The sequence below is a fragment of the Mycolicibacterium parafortuitum genome, assembly GCF_002086815.1.
In the GTDB taxonomy this organism is placed as follows: Bacteria; Actinomycetota; Actinomycetes; order Mycobacteriales; family Mycobacteriaceae; genus Mycobacterium; species Mycobacterium parafortuitum.
Genome location: NZ_MVID01000001.1, coordinates 493025 through 511141, shown reverse-complemented (window position 1 = coordinate 511141; position 18117 = coordinate 493025). Strand labels below are relative to the sequence as shown.

The 18117-nt window shown below is 68.1% G+C and carries 16 protein-coding genes; 4 read left to right on the top strand and 12 right to left on the bottom strand.

The features are described from left to right. Positions 1-115: 115 nt before the first annotated feature. From BST38_RS02365 to BST38_RS02355, 3 genes are all read left to right on the top strand, one after another. A complete protein-coding gene (locus BST38_RS02365; RefSeq protein WP_165761544.1) occupies positions 116-817 on the top strand; it encodes a DUF4344 domain-containing metallopeptidase in 702 nt (233 codons plus the stop codon). Positions 818-916: 99 nt separating this feature from the next. Beyond that, complete coding sequence (locus tag BST38_RS02360; protein ID WP_083141697.1) at positions 917-1762, top strand: DUF1206 domain-containing protein; 846 nt, start codon at positions 917-919, stop codon at positions 1760-1762. 37 nt (positions 1763-1799) lie between these two features. Beyond that, entirely contained in the window at positions 1800-4301 is a 2502-nt protein-coding gene (locus BST38_RS02355; protein ID WP_083141602.1) for an AMP-binding protein, read from the top strand. Here the strand turns inward: BST38_RS02355 and BST38_RS02350 are convergent. Genes BST38_RS02350 through BST38_RS02330 form a run of 5 tightly spaced genes read right to left on the bottom strand, consistent with a single transcriptional unit; the run spans position 4256 to position 9114 of the window. Then, the gene (locus tag BST38_RS02350; protein WP_083141601.1) at positions 4256-5068 is read right to left on the bottom strand and encodes an acyl-CoA thioesterase; all 813 of its coding nucleotides are present in this window, start codon (positions 5066-5068) and stop codon (positions 4256-4258) included. The two genes, BST38_RS02355 and BST38_RS02350, sit on opposite strands and share 46 nt — an antisense overlap. Continuing rightward, complete coding sequence (locus BST38_RS02345; RefSeq protein ID WP_083141600.1) at positions 5065-6273, bottom strand: CoA transferase; 1209 nt, start codon at positions 6271-6273, stop codon at positions 5065-5067. The genes BST38_RS02350 and BST38_RS02345 overlap by 4 nt, the downstream gene beginning before the upstream one ends. 25 nt (positions 6274-6298) lie before the next feature. Next, positions 6299-7072: an HAD-IIA family hydrolase gene (locus BST38_RS02340; protein WP_083141599.1), complete on the bottom strand. Its 774-nt coding sequence runs from the start codon at positions 7070-7072 to the stop codon at positions 6299-6301. Positions 7073-7119: 47 nt separating this feature from the next. After that, positions 7120-8313, bottom strand: coding sequence for a cytochrome P450 (locus BST38_RS02335; RefSeq protein WP_083141598.1), 1194 nt, complete (start codon positions 8311-8313; stop codon positions 7120-7122). Positions 8314-8325: 12 nt separating this feature from the next. Further along, complete coding sequence (locus BST38_RS02330; protein WP_083141597.1) at positions 8326-9114, bottom strand: spirocyclase AveC family protein; 789 nt, start codon at positions 9112-9114, stop codon at positions 8326-8328. Between the two features lie 151 nt (positions 9115-9265). Between BST38_RS02330 and BST38_RS02325 the strand changes: the two genes are divergently transcribed. Then, entirely contained in the window at positions 9266-9925 is a 660-nt protein-coding gene (locus tag BST38_RS02325; protein ID WP_083141596.1) for a TetR/AcrR family transcriptional regulator, read from the top strand. Between the two features lie 6 nt (positions 9926-9931). Here the strand turns inward: BST38_RS02325 and BST38_RS02320 are convergent, their stop codons facing one another. From BST38_RS02320 to BST38_RS02290, 7 genes are read right to left on the bottom strand one after another with little or no spacing between them, the layout of a single operon-like run. Further along, positions 9932-10810: a mycofactocin-coupled SDR family oxidoreductase gene (locus BST38_RS02320; protein WP_083141595.1), complete on the bottom strand. Its 879-nt coding sequence runs from the start codon at positions 10808-10810 to the stop codon at positions 9932-9934. After that, complete coding sequence (locus tag BST38_RS02315) at positions 10807-12102, bottom strand: cytochrome P450 (protein ID WP_083141594.1); 1296 nt, start codon at positions 12100-12102, stop codon at positions 10807-10809. The genes BST38_RS02320 and BST38_RS02315 overlap by 4 nt, the downstream gene beginning before the upstream one ends. After that, the gene (locus BST38_RS02310) at positions 12099-13325 is read right to left on the bottom strand and encodes a cytochrome P450 (protein WP_083141593.1); all 1227 of its coding nucleotides are present in this window, start codon (positions 13323-13325) and stop codon (positions 12099-12101) included. The genes BST38_RS02315 and BST38_RS02310 overlap by 4 nt, the downstream gene beginning before the upstream one ends. 27 nt (positions 13326-13352) lie before the next feature. Then, complete coding sequence (locus BST38_RS02305) at positions 13353-14843, bottom strand: aldehyde dehydrogenase family protein (RefSeq protein WP_083141592.1); 1491 nt, start codon at positions 14841-14843, stop codon at positions 13353-13355. Continuing rightward, positions 14836-15837 carry an SDR family oxidoreductase gene (locus tag BST38_RS02300; protein ID WP_181792031.1) on the bottom strand — a complete coding sequence of 334 codons (1002 nt, stop codon included), beginning with the start codon at positions 15835-15837 and terminating at the stop codon, positions 14836-14838. The genes BST38_RS02305 and BST38_RS02300 overlap by 8 nt, the downstream gene beginning before the upstream one ends. Beyond that, positions 15834-16961 carry a spirocyclase AveC family protein gene (locus BST38_RS02295; RefSeq protein WP_083141590.1) on the bottom strand — a complete coding sequence of 376 codons (1128 nt, stop codon included), beginning with the start codon at positions 16959-16961 and terminating at the stop codon, positions 15834-15836. Before BST38_RS02295 ends, BST38_RS02300 begins: the two co-directional genes overlap by 4 nt. A 5-nt stretch (positions 16962-16966) precedes the next feature. After that, entirely contained in the window at positions 16967-18082 is a 1116-nt protein-coding gene (locus BST38_RS02290; protein ID WP_083141589.1) for an ABC transporter substrate-binding protein, read from the bottom strand. Positions 18083-18117 lie beyond the last annotated feature (35 nt).

Sequence of the window (18117 nt, the reverse complement as noted above, 5' to 3'; positions counted from 1 at the left end):
TGCGGCGTGCGGATCGTCGAATCAGGGTCAACCGCCGTCCGACGGAGCCGGCTCGTCGACCTCGACGACGGCTGCAGCGGCAGGACAGGCCGGCGAGACTACGGGTTCCGGGCAAATGATCGTCCAGTACCAGGACGCGACGAGCCCGGAGGCAATCGCCGGCAAGAAGATCTACCAGGACCAGAAGATGCTCGAGGACATGGCCGACGGGATGAACTTCCTGCTCGAGCTGCCCTACGACATCCCCATCGTCGGAATGCAGTGTGACGCGGTCAACGCCTCCTGGAATCCGGAACTTCAGCAGTTGGTGATGTGCTACGAGTTCATCGACGACGCCGAGAAGACGTTCGCCGCGGCCGGGGCACCGGACCCGCTGCAGAGGGCGACCGATGCCACCGTCGCGGTGTTCTTCCACGAGATGGGCCACATGGTCATCGACATCTACGATCTGCCCATCACCGGGCGGGAAGAGGACGTGGCCGATCAGGTCGCGGCCTTTATGCTTCTGCAGCCGGGCGAAGACGACCGAGTCGACGCGGAGTCGGTCAACGTGCTGTTGGCGATGGCGGATCTGTTCGACATGTGGGGCCAAGCCGCCGGTGACCCCGACGAGGCCGCCTACGCCGACGAGCACTCACCGGACAAGGTCCGGGTGTACAACCTGCTGTGCTGGGCGTTCGGGGCCGACACCGACGGCAATGCCGTGATCGTGGACGAAGGCTGGTTGCCCGAGGACCGGGCCGTCAAATGCGAGGGCGAGTTCGATCAGATCAACAACTCCTGGATAACCCTGCTCGCACCGCATCTCAAGGAGTAGCGCACCCGCCCCGGACCACTCGCGGACGTCCCGCGGAAACCGGTTTCGCCATCGTCAACTCTGGGGTACCCGGCAGCATCAGCCGACCAGGAGGACATGATGGCCGTCCGGAGTTCAGGCGGGTCGATGCCCCGCTCATTGCACGGCGCCGCCGACCGCGCCACCGACAGCAGCGCGCTGGAGAAGCTGGCCCGGGCCGGGTTCGCCGCCAGCGGTGTGCTCCACCTTCTGGTCGCGTTCATCATCGCCCGGTTGGCCTTCCTCGGCGCCGGCGCCGGCGGGGGCGGTAACGCCGATCAGTCCGGGGCGCTGGCCACCGTGGCCGGTCAGACCGGCGGCGCGGTGATGCTGTGGGTGATCGCCGTGGGCTTGGTCGCGCTCGGGCTGTGGTACCTCGCCGAGGCGATCCTGGGCTCCAAGCCCAAGGAGCGGGGCGAGGACAAGACCGGCTGGAAACGGCTCAAGCCCCTCGGTCTCGCGGTGGTCAACTTCGCGATCGCGTTCTCGGCCGCCAGGTTCGCCATGGGAAGCGGGCAGTCCAACGCCCAGCAGAACGCCGGGATGTCGGCTCAGCTCATGCAGTCGGGCTGGGGCAAGGCCCTGCTGATCGCCATCGGCATCGGAGTCGTCGCGGTCGGCGCCTACCACGTGTACAAGGGCGCCTCCGAGAAGTTCCTCGACGAACTTCGCGGATCCCACGGCACGTCCGTGACCGCGATCGGCGTCACCGGTTACGTCGCCAAGGGCATCGTGCTCGGCGGCGCCGGCCTGCTGGTCATCTTCGCGACGCTGAAGGCCGACCCGGCCAAGGCCTCCGGTCTGGACGCCGCGGTCAAGACGCTCGGAGAGGCACCGTTCGGCAAGTTCCTGCTGATCGCGGCCGCGGCCGGGATCGCCGCGTACGGCCTGTACAGCTTCGTCAGGAGCCGCTACGGCCGGATGTGAACTGGGCGGCCCACACGGGTGAGGTTATCCTCACCGAATGAGCTCGCTGGTCGATCACCTGCGCAATCACGGTGACCGCACCGCCGTCCTGACCGAATCGACGCAGCTCACCTACGCCGAGCTGGCCGAACTCGTGGCAGGGTTCGCCGCCGAGCTGGGACCGCGCCGCCGCCTGGTGCTGCTCGAGACCCGCAACGATGTCACGACGCTGGTCCGCTATCTCGGCGCTCTCGCCGGTCACCACGTGGTGCTCCCCGTCCCACCGGGCCGTGACAACCGCCACATCGTCGAGACCTACCGCCCCGACATCGTCGCCGACGGCTCGGGCGTCCACGTCCGCGCCGACGGCGGCCATCGGCTGCACGACGATCTCGCCGTGCTGATGTCCACCTCGGGCAGCACCGGCTCCCCGAAACTCGTCCGGCTCTCGTACGCCAACCTCATCGCCAACGCCCGCTCCATCGCCGAGTATCTCGACATCCGCGAAACCGACCGCGCGGCAACCACGTTGCCGATGTCGTACTGCTACGGGCTGTCCGTCGTGCACAGCCACCTGCTGGTCGGCGCCGCGCTGATCCTGACGGAGCGGTCCGTCGCCGACGACGGCTTCTGGGACCTGTTCCGCGGCCACCGCGGCACGTCGTTCGCGGGCGTGCCCTACACCTTCGAGCTGCTCGACCGGATCGGGTTCGCGACGATGGACCTACCGCACCTGCGCTACGTCACCCAGGCCGGCGGCAGGATGCCGCCGGAACGGGTCAGGGACTACGCCGCCGTCGCCGAGCGCCAGGGCTGGCGGTTGTACGTGATGTACGGCGCCACCGAGGCGACCGCCCGGATGGCGTATCTCCCGGCACATCTGGCCTACCACCGGCCGAACTCGATCGGCATCCCGATCCCCGGCGGCGAGTTCTCGATCGAGCCCCTCGACGAATGGACCGAGGAAGGCACCGGTGAACTGGTGTACCGCGGGGACAACGTGATGATGGGCTACGCCCACTCCGTCGCCGACCTCGCCGCCGGGCACACCCTCAGCGCGCTGCGCACCGGCGACATCGCCCGGCAGGCCGACGACGGCCTGTACGAAGTCCTCGGCCGCCGAAGCCGATTCGTCAAGATGTTCGGCCTGCGCATCGATCTGGCGCAGTTGGAGACCACGCTGCGCGACTCCGGTGTGCGCGCGATGTGCACCGATGCCGGGGAGCGGCTCGCGGTCGTCGCCGCAGGCGCGCATGACGCCACCGAGGTCCGCCGGCTCTGCGCGACGGCCGCGGGTGTCCCGGCAGGCGCCGTCGACACCGTCGTCGTCGACGAGCTGCCGACGCTGCCGTCCGGCAAACCCGACTATCCCGCCGGCCGGGCACTGGCGACCTCGACTCGGCAATCTGCTCGCGCCGACGGCGATCTGCGCTCGCTGTTCGCCGAGGTGCTGCAGACCGACCCCGCCCGCATCGACGACGACGCGAGCTTCGTCGATCTCGGCGGCAACTCGCTGACCTACGTGACGATGTCGCTGCGCCTCGAACGTGCCCTCGGCCAGTTGCCCACCGACTGGCCCCGGCGCTCGATCCGCGAACTGCAGAACCTGCCCGCACCGAAGGCCCGCAGGTGGACGTCCTGGGGCTCGACGCTGGAAACCAGCGTCGCCCTCCGCGCGATCGCCATCGTGCTGGTCGTCGGTTCACACGCCGAACTGTTCGAACTGTGGGGCGGTGCCCACATCCTGCTCGGCGTGGCCGGTTACAACTTCGCCCGGTTCTGCCTCACCCCGCTGCCGCGACGGGTACGTGTCCGCCACCTGCGCAACACGGTCGCGTGGATCGCGATCCCGTCGGTGCTGTGGGTGGCGTTCGCGCTTGTCGTCACCGACGACTACCACGCGACGAATCTGTTGCTGGCCAACAAGATCCTCGGACCCGACGACAGCATGACCGCGGGCCGGCTGTGGTTCGTCGAGGTGCTGGTGTGGACGCTGCTCGCGCTGGCGGTGCTGTTCTGGATCCCGGCGATGGACCGGCTGGAACGGGCGCACCCGTTCACACTCGCGATGGGATTCCTGGCGCTGGGGATGGTGCTGCGCTACGACCTGCTCGGGATCACGATGGGCAACGACGCGATGTTCTCGATGCTGGCGTTCTGGTTCTTCGCGGCCGGCTGGGCGGCGGCCAAGGCCCAGACGGTGTGGCAGCGCGCCGCGGTGAGCGCGGTGCTCGCCGTGGGTCTGCTCGGCTACTTCGACGACATGTGGCGCCTGATCCTGGTCCTCACCGGCCTGGCGCTGCTGATCTGGCTGCCCGCCGTGCGCTGCCCGGCCGGCGTGGCCGTGGTGGCCGGGGTGATCGCCGAAGCATCGCTGTACATCTACCTGACGCACTACCAGGTCTATCCGCTGTTCGGCAGCCACGAACTGGTCGGTGTCGTCGCTGCGATCGTCGTCGGCATCACCGTGTCGGCGGCGGTCACGCTGGCGCGGCAGAAGCTGCGCACGCAGGCTCAGCTCGTCGGCGCGGGATCTCGCTCGGCGATGAGCCCTTCCTGAACCAGCGTGGCGGCGATGTCGCCGTCGCTACCGACAAGGCTCGCGGTGACGACGCCGCGTCCGCGCCCCGCCGCGGGCGAGCGGCACTCCAGCAGGTTCCACTCGTCGGCGCGCACCGTGCGGTGGAACCACATCGACGAATCCGTGGTGCCGCTGCGGTGCGTCCGGGCCCGCATCGAATGCCCGTGCACCTGCAGCGCCGGGTCGATCAGGTACACGTCGGTGACGTAGACCGCGATCAGGGTGTGCAGCAACGGGTCCTCGGGGAGGTCCACGACGGCTCGCCACCACAACCTGCGGACGAACGCGTCGCCGGTGCCGTCGTCGACGTAGCGCAGGTCGAGCTCGTCGAGCGGCAGAGATGGCGCCGGCCCCGGCGGGCCGGTCCTCGGCAACGATTCGGGATCGGCGGGCAGCGTGCGACGGCCGTGCTCGGGACCGGGCAGGGGCGCCGAGAACGACACGGTCGCGGTGGTCAGCAGACGCCCGTCCTGGTGGGCGTCGACGCGGCGCGACGCGGCGGTGCGTCCGTCGTAGACGGCATCGACGGTGTAGTCGATCGGGTCACCGGCGGCGCCGCCACGCAGGAACTGCAGGTGCATCGCCGTGGGTGCCTTCGGAGCGTCCACGGTGCGGGCCGCGGCGGCCAGGCTCTGCGCGGCCAACTGACCCCCGTAGGCCCGTTTGCCCTCCGGACCGCTGGCCGCACCGCGCCAGGTCTGCGTTGCGGTGGCGGTGACGTCGAGCAGCCCGAGCAGCGTGCTCATGCCACCGTGCCCGCGGCCCGCAGCTCGTCGATCTGGAGGCGGTCCAGGGACAGCCAGTCCGTGAGCACCGTGTCGGTGTCGTCGCCGAGCACGGGCGCGGGCACGGCCTTCGGGTACGCGCCGTCGATCGACACCGGAAGGCCCGCGGCCAGATACGACCCGATCCGGGGCTGGTCGAGTTCGGTGAACAACGGGTTGTCGGTGACCCGCGGGTCCGCCGCGGTCTCGGCGAACGTCTGGTAGCGCTCCCACAGCACCGAGGTCGCCGACAGCGCCGCGCAGATCTCCGCGCCGGTGTGCGCGGAGAACCATTCCGCGTACAGCGCGCTGAGCGCGTCCCGGTGCCGGAACCGCTCACCCTCGTCGGAGAAGTCCGCCCCCAGCGATTCTGCCAGCGCGGCAACCGATTCCGTGGTGCCGGTCAGTGTGTTCAGATCCCGGAAGTGGCGACCGGTCAGCGCCACCACCATGAACGACACCCCGTCGCTGCTGGTGAAGTTCTGCCCGTAGGTGCCGTAGACGGCGTTGCCGATGCGCTGGCGCGACGTGCCGTTGATCATCGCCTCGGTGAGCAGGCTCAGGTTGCCCGCGGTGGCCAGCGCGACGTTCTCCAGCGGGATGCTGATGCGCTGGCCGTCGCCGGTCGCGTCGCGGTGCCGCAGCGCCGTGACCACGGACAGCGCGGTGTACAGCCCGCACGTGACATCCCATGCGGGCAGGACGTGGTTGACCGGGGTACTGAGCCCGGCGGGGCCGGTGACGAGCGGAAATCCGATGGCCGCGTTGACGGTGTAGTCGACGCCGGTGCCGCCGTCCCCGCGCCCGCATACCTCGGCGTGAATGAGGTCGGGACGGGTCTCGCGCAGTGTGTCATAGGAATGCCATTGGCGGCCAGCGACATTCGTGATGAACACGCCGGCATCGGCGATCAACCGGGTGACCAGGGCCTGGCCTTGCTCGGCGCGCATGTCGACCGCCAGCGAGCGCTTGCCCTTGTTGAGGCCGGCCCAGTAGATGCTGTCGCCGGATTCGGTCAGCGGCCAGCGGTGGTAGTCGGCGGCGCCGCCGACCGGGTCGACGCGCAGCACGTCGGCGCCGAGTTGCGCCAGGGTCATGCCGGCCAACGGGACCGCGACGAAGCTGGAGATCTCGATGACCCGGACGCCGGCCAGGGGCCGCGTCGGATCGGGCGCAGGTTCGGTCATCCGCTCAAGCTAGCAAGCGCCACCCTCAGATGAGGTCGATGGCCTCGGCGATCGACGGCAACACCCGGCTCGGCCGGAACGGGTAGCGGTCCACGTCCTCGATCGTGGTCGAGCCGGTGAGCACCAGGATGGTTTCGAGTCCGGCTTCAATTCCGGCGACCACGTCGGTGTCCATCCGGTCGCCGACCATCACCGTGTTCTCCGAGTGCGCCTCGATGCGGTTCAGGGCGCTACGGAACATCATCGGGTTCGGCTTTCCGACGAAATACGGTTCGCGGCCGGTCGCCTTGGTGATCATCGCCGCAACGGATCCGGTCGCCGGCAGCGGGCCCTCGGCCGACGGGCCGGTGACATCGGGGTTGGTGGCGATGAACCGGGCGCCGCCCAGGATGAGCCGCACTGCCTTGGTGATCGCCTCGAACGAGTACGTACGCGTCTCACCGAGCACCACGAAGTCGGGGTCGATGTCGGTCAGCGTGTACCCGGCCTCGTGCAGCGCGGTGGTCAGCCCGGCTTCGCCGATCACGTACGCCGACCCGCCGGGAAGCTGATCAGCCAGAAACGCCGCGGTGGCAAGCGCCGAGGTCCAGATCGCCGATTCCGGGACGCCCAGACCCGACCTGGCCAGCCGGGCCGCCAGGTCGCGCGGTGTGAAGATCGAATTATTGGTCAGCACCAGAAACGGCCGTTCGCGGTCGGTCAGGCGCTGCAGGAACTCCGCGGCCCCGGGCAGCGCGTGTTCTTCACGGACGAGCACGCCGTCCATGTCGGTGAGCCAGCACTGCCGTGAGGTGCGCATCCGTCCAGTGTGTCAGGAACTCCGAGCCCCGTCATCCGTCCCACCCGTCATCGCGTACGTACCGGCATGCGCGCCCACCCGCGCACGCTCGACGTCCTTGCCCTACTTGCGTTCTGATAGTCGACCTCCCAGTCCGACCATCGCTTGAACACCTCTTCGAACGCGACCCGGGCCTCCAGCCGCGCCAGCGCCGACCCGAGGCAGAAGTGCAGCCCCTGCCCGAAGCTCAGATGTCCGCCCTTGCGGTGGATGTCGTAGCGGTCGGGATCGGTGTAGCGGGCATCGTCGCGGTTGGCGGACCCGTTGAGCAGCAACATGAATGAGCCCTCGGTCACCGTCTGCCCATGGAGTTCGACATCACGCGCCACATAGCGGGCCTGCACCGGCGACGGCGGCTCGAACCGCAGCGTCTCCTCGACCGCCGACGGGATCAGCGACGGATCGGCGATGAGCTCACGGCGCTGATCGGCATGGTTTCCGAGCAACTCCCCCATGAACCCGATCAGACGGGCCGTGGTCTCACCGCCGGCGCCCGCGATCATCGCCGTGTAGGCCAGCACCTCGGTGCGTTCGAGTTTGCGGTGCGAGCCGTCCGGCTCTTCGACCTGCGCGTTGAGCAGCTCGGTCATCAGGTCGTCGGACGGATGGCAGGCCCGCCACTCGATGTACTCGGCGAACAGGGCCAGCGACTCGGCGAACACCGTCGCGCTGACATCACCGGCCGCATCACCGACGGTGATGTTCTGGTCGGTGCGCTGACGGATCTGCTCCTGCCCCTCCTCCGGGATACCGAGCAGATAGCCGATCGTGCGCATCGGCATGATCGCGCCGAGGTCGGCGACGAAATCGAAGCCGTCCCGGTCCATCAGCGGATCGAGGGCTCGTGCGCAGAATCCGCGGACCAGGTCCTCGACCGCGAGCATGCGGCGCGGAGTGAACACCCGCGACAGCAGCCGCCGGTGCAGATCGTGCAGCGGCGGGTCCTCGAACAGCAGGATGCCGGGCGGCACCTCGATGTTGTTGAACAGGATGTCGGCGGTGGTGCCCCTGCCCGAGCGGTAGGTCTCCCAGTCCGGAAGTGCCCGCGACACATCGTCGTATCGGCTCAGCGCGTAGAAACCGTATTTGTCGTTGTAGTACAGCGGAGCCTCTTCGCGCAGCCGTCGCCACACCGGGTACGGGTCGTCGTCGATCGCGTAATCGTAGGGGTCGTAATACAACTCGACGGTATGGTTGGCCACCTTGACGACTCCCTACCTCGGCTGGTTCTCGATACCGGGCCACAACTGTTCGGTCGGGCCGACGGTCACCCAGCCGCCCAGCTTGGTGGCCAGGTGCGGCGCGAACACCGCCAGGTACATCGCGTGCCCGACCACCACCACCGCCGCGATCGACAGCAGCGCCGACCCGAGCTTGCTCGACGAGCGCCTGTCCGACCAGATCTCGATGACGTTGCGGCCCTGCTCGTCGGTGCGCCCCAGCAGGTAGGTGAGCACCATCATCTGCAGACCCATCGCGACCGCGTCATAGACCGGGTACTGATACCTGCTGCCCTCGAAGATCGCCAGACCGTCGATCACGTAGCCGTAGACGAACACCCCCAGCCGCGGACCGAAGAACCCGTTGAACAGCAACGCCCAGCAGAAGCCGACCAGGAACCCGACGATCAACAGCGTCTGCGGCCTGCGCCACCCGAAGCGGTGTACCGCGCGCCGGCCCAGCGCCGCGCCGATGACGGCGGGGAGCACGAAGTAGGCGATGTAGCCGATGGGCACCGCCGACGGCAACCCGCCGCCCCAGGTCATGTTCAGCGGCCACCACGACGGCATCCGGGGCAGCTCCGGCGGGAACTGGGCGTATACGGCCCAGTCGTACGGGGCCTCGATCCACGAGAACGAGATCGCCGAGATCGAGACCAGCAGCAGCGGATGCAACCGTCCACGCCGGATGCTGAGGTACACCCCGAGCGCCAGGAACAGGATTCCGCCGATGTAGGCGAACGACAGGCCCGCGATGAGCCCTGGTGAGAGTTCGCCGCTCACCGGTTGCGCGCCTCCGGATCGAAGTGGAGGACCAGCCCGAAGATGAGCGCGGCGATCGCGACCAGGCTGCCGATCATGATGAGTGCTCCCACATTTAATAGTGGACACTATTAAATAGGTCCGGGTCAAGGCCCGACTACGCTGAGGTCCAGTGCCCCAGCGACATTCATCCAGCAACCAGCCCGACCCCGAGGCCCGCAGCCCCCGCCGGCCTCGCGGCGAAGCGCGCCGTCTCCTGCTGGACGCGGCGCGGGATCTCTTCGCGCGCAGGGACTATCGCGCCACCACGACCCGTGAGATCGCCGAGGCCGCCGGCGTCAGCGAGTATCTGCTGTTCCGCCACTTCGGCTCCAAGGCCGGGCTGTTTCGCGAAGCCCTCGTCACCCCGTTCACCGGCTTCCTCGACGAGTTCCGGGGCACCTGGCAGGCGGTCGTCCCGGAGGAGACCGACGAGGAGGAACTGTCCCGGCAGTTCGTCGGACGGCTCTACGACGTCCTCGTCGAACACCGGGGCCTGCTGCTCACCCTGGTGGCCGCCGACGGACTCAGCGACGAGGACATCGAGGCCTTGGGTATCGCCGACATCCGGCGCTCACTCAGCGTGCTCGGCCAGATCAGCGCCGAGGGGATGCAGCTGCGCGGGATGCGGTCGGCCCAGCCGGATCTGCCCGCGCACTCCACCGTCGCGATGATCGTCGGAATGGTGGCACTGCGGTCGACGTTCTACGGCAACACCCCGCCGCCGCGCGAGGCGATCGTCGACGAGCTGGTGCAGGCCGTCCTGCACGGGTTCCTGCACCGCCCGGAATGAGAACGCCTATCCCCCGGGACCGTTGGGCCACTTCAGCAGTGAACCGGCGTCGACGCGGATCTGCTGGCCGGTGATGTAGCGGCTGTCGTCACTGGCCAGGAAGACCCCGAGGTTGGCCATGTCCTCAGGCTCGATGTACGGGATCGGCATCGCCTGGAACAGTGAGAACAGCGGTTCGGCGTCCTCACGGGTCGGGGTCTTGCCCTCGGCCTTCAGGTCGGGCCGGAAAACCCCGTACATGCCTTCGTTCTGCAGCAGATGGGTGTTGCAGTTGGTCGGGTGGATCGCGTTGACGCGGATCATCCGCGGGGCGAGGTGCAGGCTCATCTCCTCGACGTACTCGATGACGATGCGCTTGCTCCACCCGTATCCGGCACCGCCGGGGCCCATGTCCGGGCTCGTGGTGGTGCCACGGATCATCCCCGCGGTGGAGCCGGTGACGATGATCGACGCGCCGTCCGGCAGATGCGGGATCGCGACCGCGACGGTGTTCATCACACCGACGAGGTCGACGTCGGACGCGTCGACGAAGCCCATCGGGTCGGGGTTGCCCATCGCCATCGGCAGGATGCCCGCGTTGGCTACGACGATGTCGATCTTGCCGAAGTTGGCGACGCCGGCCTCGGCGGCTTCCCGAAGTTCGTGGCGCTCACGGACATCGGCGACGCGGGCCAGAACCTGGCGGCCGGCTTCCTTGACCGAACGCTCGGTCTCGGCGAGATCCTCGGGGGTGGCCAGCGGGTACGGATTGGACGGGATGTCACGGCAGATGTCCACCGCGATGATGTCGGCGCCCTCCCGGGCCATCGCGATCGCATGCGCACGGCCCTGGCCACGGGCGGCGCCGGTGATGAACGCGACCTTGCCCTCCAGTTTGCCGGTCATTGGTTCTCCTTCGTGGTGAACGTGATGTGCAGCTCGGACAGGCCGCGCATGATGAACGTCGGCTCGTAGGTGTAGCGACGGTTGCCGGCGGGGCCGTGATGTTCCTCGGAGATCGCGATGTTCTCCATCCGGTCGAGGATCCGTTCCAGCGAGATCCGTCCCTCGGCGCGCGCCAGCGGCGCCCCGGGGCATGAATGGGCGCCCCGGATGAACGCGATCTGTTCGCGCACATTGGGTCGGTCCGGCTGGAACTCGTTCGGGTTCTGGAACTTTCGCGCATCCCGATTGCACGCGCCGGGCAGCACCATCACCGTGGTGCCCGCGGGCACGGTCACGCCCCCGACGGTCGTCGTCGTGCTCGCCATCCGGAAATGCGATTTGACCGGGCTCTCCATCCGCAGCGTCTCCTCCAGGAACGCCGGGATCCTGCTGCGGTCGGAGCGAAGCATCGCCTCGTAACCCGGGTTGTCCCCGAGGAACCGCACCGCCGAGCTGACCAGTTTGGTGGTCGTCTCGGTGCCCGCGGCGAACAGGAACGTCGACAGGTTCATCACGTCCTCGATGTCCGGCGTCGACCCGTCCTCGTGTTTGGCCTGGGCGAGTTCGGTCAGCACGTCCTCGCGCGGGCTGCGCCTGCGGTCCTCGATGTAGCCGTGGAACTTGTCGTTGAGCCACTCCAGCGGGTTGTGCGACGTCGGCGCCTCCTTGCCGAGTTCGCCGACCGTCTCCAGCGCGAACGCCGCCTTGAACTCCTCGTGGTCCTCGGCCGGCACCCCCAGCAGGTCGGCGATCACCAGCAGCGAGAACGGTTTTGCGTAGTCGGCGAGAAACTCGGCACTGCCGTTGTCGATGAACGTGTCGAGTTGTCGGTCGGCCAGCCGCCACATGAAGTCCTCGTTCTCCTTGAGGCGCTTCGGCGTGATCAGCCGGCTCAGCAGACCGCGGGTGCGGGTGTGCAACGGCGGGTCCTGGGAGGTGATGTGCTCGGCCATCGGCACCGCGCCGCGGTGCTGCTCGATCAGATCGGTGACGTCGTCGCTCTCGCCCGGGCCGAACGGCATCCCGGCGAACGGCCCGGCCACCGAGTTGCAGGACGAGAACGCCGGATTCTTGTACACCGACAGCGCTTCGGCGTACCCGGTCACCGCGAGCACATTGAACGGGGTGGCGGGAGCCACCGGGCATTTCGACCGCAGGTGGTCGAAGTACGGGTACGGGTCGGGCACCAGGGCGACGTCGGTGAAGTAGTCGACGGTCTCGAAAACGACCCGGGCGCCGGTCAGGTCACTCATACCGCACTCCTCACCGGGTCGAACAGAACCGGCAGAGACGTCGGTGACCGGAAGATCTGGCCCCGGATGTGCGGATCGTCCCCGTCGGGGTCCATCCGCAGATCGGGCAGTCGGTCGAGCAGAAGGTTCACCGCGGTGCGCATCTCCAGCCGGGCCAGGTGCATGCCGAGGCAGACGTGCACGCCGTACCCCCAGCCGAGGTTCGCCTTCGCCGTCCGGAACAGGTCGAAGTCGTCGGGGTTCTCCCAGCGGTCCTCCTGCCGGTTCGTCGAACCCAGCATCGGCAGCACGGAACACCCCTTCGGGATCTCCACCCCGCCGAGCACGGTGTCGCACGTGGTGGTGCGGGTGATCGTCAGCAGCGGCGGATTCCAGCGCACCGCCTCCTCGATGGCCTGCGGGATCAGCGACCGGTCGGCACGGACGGCGTCCAGTTGCGCGGTGTGGGTGAGCAATGCGAACAGCAGATTGCCCAGCGACCGGTAAACCGTCTCGACGCCGGCGGGCAGCAGCAGCCGCAGGAACGAGTAGATCTCCTCGTCGGTCAGCTTCTCACCGTCGATCTCGGCCGCGGCCAACAGACTGATCAGGTCGTCCCTGGGTTCCGTTCGGCGCGCCTCCAGAATCGGCGCGAAGTACTCGCACAGCGCCGCCGACGCGGCCAGCCCGCGCTCCGGATTCACCACCCACCCCAGCAGCGAGATGGACCAGCGCTGGAACTGGGGGTAGTCCCGCTCGGGAAGCCCGAGCAGCCCGGCGATGATCCGGCTCGGGTAGTCGAAGGTGAATTGCTTGACCAGATCGGCTTTCCCGTTGTCTGCGAACGTATCGATCAGTTCGTTGCCGACTCGGGCGACCAGTTCGTCCTGCCGTCTGGCCAGCGACTTCTGCGAGAACGCCGCCGATATCAGCGAGCGCAGCCGGCCGTGCACCGGCTCGTCCATGCCGAGCATCACCCGGTCGCCGAGCACCGGACCGAATGCCGCGATCACCCCGGAGGACGAGAACGTCTCGTTGTCGCGCAGCATCTGCTGCGCGTCCTCGTAGCGGTAGACAATGAACACCGGTAGACCGGCCTGTCCGGGCATCGCGGACATGTCGATGCGCTGGATCGGTTCCTCGCGCCGGAGCCGGGCCAGTTCCGGGTACGGGTCGCGCACGTCGCCGGACACGGCGTCGTCGAACGACCCGAAATCCTCCAGATCGTCGAACAATTGGGACACGGTTCCTCCTGAATATCCGCTGAGCCGCTACTGGGCCGGGTGGGCGACGGACTTGATCTCGGTGTACTGGCCGAACCCGACGACGCCGTTCTGGCGGCCGACCCCGCTGTCCTTGTAGCCACCGAACGGCGTGTCCGCGCCGTAGCCCGCGGTGCCGTTGAGGCCGATGAACCCCGCTCGCAACCGGCGTGCGACGCTCAGCGACCGCTCCAGCGAGCTCGACATCACGTTGCCGGCCAGGCCGTAGACGCTGTCGTTGGCGATCCGGACCGCGTCGTCCTCGTCGTCGTACGGGATCACCGCCAGCACGGGTCCGAAGATCTCCTCCTGCGCGATGGTCATCGAGTTGTCGACGTCGGTGAACAGGGTCGGGTCGACCCAGAAGCCCTTGTCGAACCGGGCCGGGGCCTCGGTGCTGCCGACCAGCAGCGTCGCCCCCTCCTCGACGCCCTTGCCGACGTAGCCGAGGATGCGGGCCTGCTGTTTGGCCGAGATGACCGGTCCGCACAGGGTGCCGGGATCGTGCGGGTCGCTCGCTTTGATGTTCTCGTAGATACCTTTCAGGATCGCGACGCCCTCGTCATACCGCGAGCGCGGCAACAGCATTCGGGTGGGCGCGGCGCAGCCCTGGCCCGCGTGCATCAGCGGGCCGATACCGATCAGGCAGGCGGTGTTGAAATCCGCGTCCTCGAGGACGATCGTCGCGGACTTTCCGCCGAGCTCGAGGAAGAGCCGCTTCATCGTCGCGGCACCCTTCTCCATGATCCGCTTGCCCACCGCGGTGGAGCCGGTGAACGAGATCATGTCGACCTTCGGCGAGAGCGTCAGCTCCTCGCCGACGAGATGGTCCGACGCGGTGACGATGTTGACGACCCCGGCCGGGAAGTCGGTCTGCTCGGCGATCAGCCGCCCGATCCTGGTGGCGTTGAACGGGGTGTCCGGGGCGGGTTTGAGCACGACGGTGTTTCCCGCCGCCAGCGCCTGGCCGAGCTTGTTGACCGCGACCTCGAACGGGAAGTTCCACGGGGTGATCGCGCCGACCACACCGACGGGTTCGTGCCACACCTTTCTGGTGGTGTTCACACCGGTGACCGAGACCACCATGTCGCCGAGATCGGTTTCCCACGGGAAGGTCTCGATCAGCCGGGCCGGATATCGCAGCCCGTCGGCCAGAGGGGCGTCGAGCTGCGGGCCGTGGGTGACCGCCCGCGGGGCGCCGACCTCGCGGATCAGTTCCTCACGCAGTTCCTCCTTCTCGGCCTCCAGGGCGTCGTGGAGTTGCTCGAGACACCGCTTGCGCAGCTGGTGATTCGTCGACCAGTCGGTCTCGTCGAACGCCCGCCGCGCGGCGTCGATCGCGCGGAGCATATCGGCCTTCGACGCGTCGGCGACCTCGCCGAGGACCTCCTCGGTCGCGGGGTTGATGTTGACGAATGTGCCCGCCTTGCCGTCGACCAGCTTGCCGTCGACGAGCTTGCCGTCGATCAGCATCCTCGGCTCGTGGGCGCCCTCAGCCATCGGTCGTACCCTTCTGTCGCGCGACTCGCCGCGCTGCGACGTAGGCCAACCGCGTCATCACCGGCTGCGGAACGACTTTCGCCGCAGCCACCATCGCGCGCTGTGCGGTCGTCAGCGGCCACGCCCCGCCGCGCATCGCGCCCTGCTTCGGGATCCCCATCACGAGCCGCGACATGTGGTGCATGCCGGCGGCGGGCAACACCCGGTTGCACACCACCAGCATCGCCGCGTCGGGGCCGACGGCGCGCCGGCGAAACGACCCGTCGTCGTGCAACGCCTTGAGCAGACCGTCGGTGAACCGCTGCGGGGGGCGGGCCATCCGCATCGCGAGCCGGCCCCGCGAATCCATCGTCTGGTAGATCCGGGCATACGGGCCGGCGAAGTTGCGGTCGTCGGTGGTGCCCGCGTCGGTGATGATGTCGGTGTCGTAGGTGCCGGTGACCAGAACGGTCACCCCGAGACCGAACGGGGCGATCTCACCGGCCATCGATTCGCCCCAGCGTTCGAGCGCCCCCTTGGCCGCCGAATACGGTGCGATCGACGGCTGACCCCGCACGCCACTGGCACTGGACACCAGCACGATCCGGCCCTCGCCCGCCTCCCGCATCGACGGCAGCAGCGCTTTCGTCAACGCGACCGGACCCAGCACATGGGTGGCGAACATCTGCTGCCACAGGGCGACATCCGTGTCCTCGACCACCCCGGTCGCCGAGATCCCGGCATTGTGCACGATCGCATAGGGCGCCCCGACCGTCTCGTCGATCGTCTTGGCGGCGGCGACGATCGACGACGCGTCGGTCAGGTCGAGGGTGACACCGATCAGCCGGTCGTCGTCCTCGGCCGCGCCGGTCGCCTCGCGCAGCAACGGCATTCCGCGGTCGGGGGTACGCATCGCGGCGACCACCCGCCAGCCCTCGCGATACAGGCGAACCGCCGACGCGAAGCCGAGCCCACGGGACGCGCCGGTGATCAGCACCGTGCGCTGCCCGGTCATTCGTTGCCCTCGGTCGCGCATTTCATGCTCTTGGATCCCCGTTCCACGTCGGGTCGACCGTCGGGCAGCGCGTACTGCCACGTCGACCACTTGCCCACCGAATACGGTCCCTCGGCGCCGTTCTCCTCGAAATAGCCCTGCGGGTCGAAGACTTTCGCCTCGGGATAGGGCCACGGGCACGCGACGGCGGTGGCCAGCCCGCTGGCCTTGATCGCCCAGAACCAGGAGCCGTACGCGAAGTACGACACGTTGATGATCGCGAACATCACCAGGAAGGTGCCCAGCACCGGTCGCTTCGGGAACAGCCGCGCCTTCGCGGCGAGCTTCTCCGCCACCGATTTACCGGTGTCGTCGCGGTAGACCAGGATCGCCGCCGGGATCATCACGAACGTCACCGACAGCGATTCCCACAGCAGCGGGAACTGGAAGGTGGTGCCGGGGAACAGCGTTCCGAACGGGATGGCCTGCGAGTAGATGTACAGGCCGGTGCGGACCAGGCTGATCTCGAGGATCGCGTCGAAGATGAAGCCGATCACCAGCACCAGCCCGCCGAGGCTGACCAGCGGGTGCCTGCTGGCGAACGACTCCGGGCCGTGTTTGGCCTGCAACTTGCGCAGGATCCAGATCGCCGGGAAGTACGGGCCGAAGTAGAACGTCACATAGCCGAACACGATGAACGGCTCGACCGTCGGCGACATCATGATCAGCGGCCAGTTCTCCGGCCAGTGCACCAGGATCGGGTTGTAGACCGCGTACGGCGCCCAGTTCATGATCGGGTCCTGCCACACGATCAGCGTGGTCACCAGCATCATCAACAGCACCGGGCTGCCCGGGTTCTTGCGCCAGCCGCGGATGAACACGATGGTCAGCACCACGACCATCAGCAGCGCGCCGACCTGGGGGATGATCTGCCAGTGGTCGAAGCCGGTCAGGAACTCGACCGGGCGCGGCCGTCCCTCGACGTTCGGGTTGGCCACCCGGGGATCGACCTCGGTGCGCCCGACCGCGGCGAACAACCCGAGGAAGCCGAGCCACGCGAGCAGCGAGATCCAGCGCCCCCAGTTGGGCCGCTTCCGCGGGGTGGTCTCGGTGTTTGCGGTGTCGACCTCCTCCCGGGTCGTCATCGCCGCTACGCCTGCCCGAACCGGTCGACCAGGTGCGAGTTCACCCCGTCGGCGTCGAGTGTGCGGGCCACCAGATAGCCGGCGCCCATCCATGCGCGCCGGGTCCATTTACCCAGGGACACGCGGGTTCCCGGCGCTCCGGACGCGGCGGGAAGCATCTTGACCCGCTCGAGTGCCTCCTTGACCCCGCGGGGGCTCAGTGGATGGGCGTCGGTGAAGGCCCGCACCAGGGTCGCGGCGACATCGCGGTTCACGACGGTCACGCAGTACTCGGGCCGGCTGCCGTCGTAGGCCGCGGCGTACTGGTCCAGGAACGCCTGCCCGATCGGGTTCTCCTCGTCGTACTGGTCGACGCCGACCCACCCCATGAACGCGTTCCACATGATCGGGTTGACCCATGCGTTCTGGAACGCCGTCGTGGTGAACCGGGGCGGATCCCAGCCGAGGCTCTCCAGGGCGGGGTTGACGAACACGACGCCGAAACCGAAACCGAGGTGGACGATCGCCTCGGCCTTGGCTTCGTGCAGCGTCTGTACGGCGGCGTCGGTGTCCTGCGCGGTCTGTGCGATCTCGACCTCGGCGACGATGCGAATTCCCTTGCGTCGGCATGCGGTTCGCAGGTTCTTCAGATAGCTTTCACCGATCAGGCTCTGTTCGACGAGCACGCCGATCTCGCTGAGGCCGCGCTTGGCGACGAGGTCGGCCAGGAAGATCGGCTCATCGGTCATCGACCCTTGCGGGAACGCGAACGTCCACTCGCCGAGCCAGTCGTCGGTTCCGGTCACGCTGATCGCGGGCACCTTGAACCGCTCCTCGATCGCCTCGCGCAGCGGCACGCAGTTGTCGGTGATGTTCGGCCCGAACACCACCAGGGCACCCTCGTCGACGAGTTCGCCGTAGGCGTCGATCACCGCCTTCACCGAACCCTTCGGCAGCCCTTCGACCTCGCGGTAGATCATCTGCACCGGGCGGTCCATCAGGCCCTGTTCGACCGCCTCGGCGAACACCAACTCGAATGTCCGGGTGAACGACGCGAACAACTCGTCGGGAAATCCCGGCGGGAGCGTGAAGTCCATCAGATAGCCGACCTTGATGGGCTCCGCGGTGCTCTCGTAGGACATCCGGCCTCCTCGGCAGACGCGTTTTCGGTCAGGAC

Excerpts from the sequence above, each read along its gene's own strand:
- BST38_RS02360 (WP_083141697.1), top strand. The coding sequence starts at position 917 with ATGGCCGTCCGGAGTTCAGGCGGGTCGATGCCCCGCTCATTGCACGGC.
- BST38_RS02295 (WP_083141590.1), bottom strand. The coding sequence starts at position 16,961 with ATGACGACCCGGGAGGAGGTCGACACCGCAAACACCGAGACCACCCCG.
- BST38_RS02320 (WP_083141595.1), bottom strand. The coding sequence starts at position 10,810 with ATGACCGGCAAACTGGAGGGCAAGGTCGCGTTCATCACCGGCGCCGCC.
- BST38_RS02345 (WP_083141600.1), bottom strand. The coding sequence starts at position 6,273 with ATGACCGAACCTGCGCCCGATCCGACGCGGCCCCTGGCCGGCGTCCGG.
- BST38_RS02355 (WP_083141602.1), top strand. The coding sequence starts at position 1,800 with ATGAGCTCGCTGGTCGATCACCTGCGCAATCACGGTGACCGCACCGCC.
- BST38_RS02315 (WP_083141594.1), bottom strand. The coding sequence starts at position 12,102 with ATGAGTGACCTGACCGGCGCCCGGGTCGTTTTCGAGACCGTCGACTAC.
- BST38_RS02350 (WP_083141601.1), bottom strand. The coding sequence starts at position 5,068 with ATGAGCACGCTGCTCGGGCTGCTCGACGTCACCGCCACCGCAACGCAG.
- BST38_RS02300 (WP_181792031.1), bottom strand. The coding sequence starts at position 15,837 with ATGACCGGGCAGCGCACGGTGCTGATCACCGGCGCGTCCCGTGGGCTC.
- BST38_RS02340 (WP_083141599.1), bottom strand. The coding sequence starts at position 7,072 with ATGCGCACCTCACGGCAGTGCTGGCTCACCGACATGGACGGCGTGCTC.
- BST38_RS02365 (WP_165761544.1), top strand. The coding sequence starts at position 116 with ATGATCGTCCAGTACCAGGACGCGACGAGCCCGGAGGCAATCGCCGGC.
- BST38_RS02305 (WP_083141592.1), bottom strand. The coding sequence starts at position 14,843 with ATGGCTGAGGGCGCCCACGAGCCGAGGATGCTGATCGACGGCAAGCTC.
- BST38_RS02290 (WP_083141589.1), bottom strand. The coding sequence starts at position 18,082 with ATGTCCTACGAGAGCACCGCGGAGCCCATCAAGGTCGGCTATCTGATG.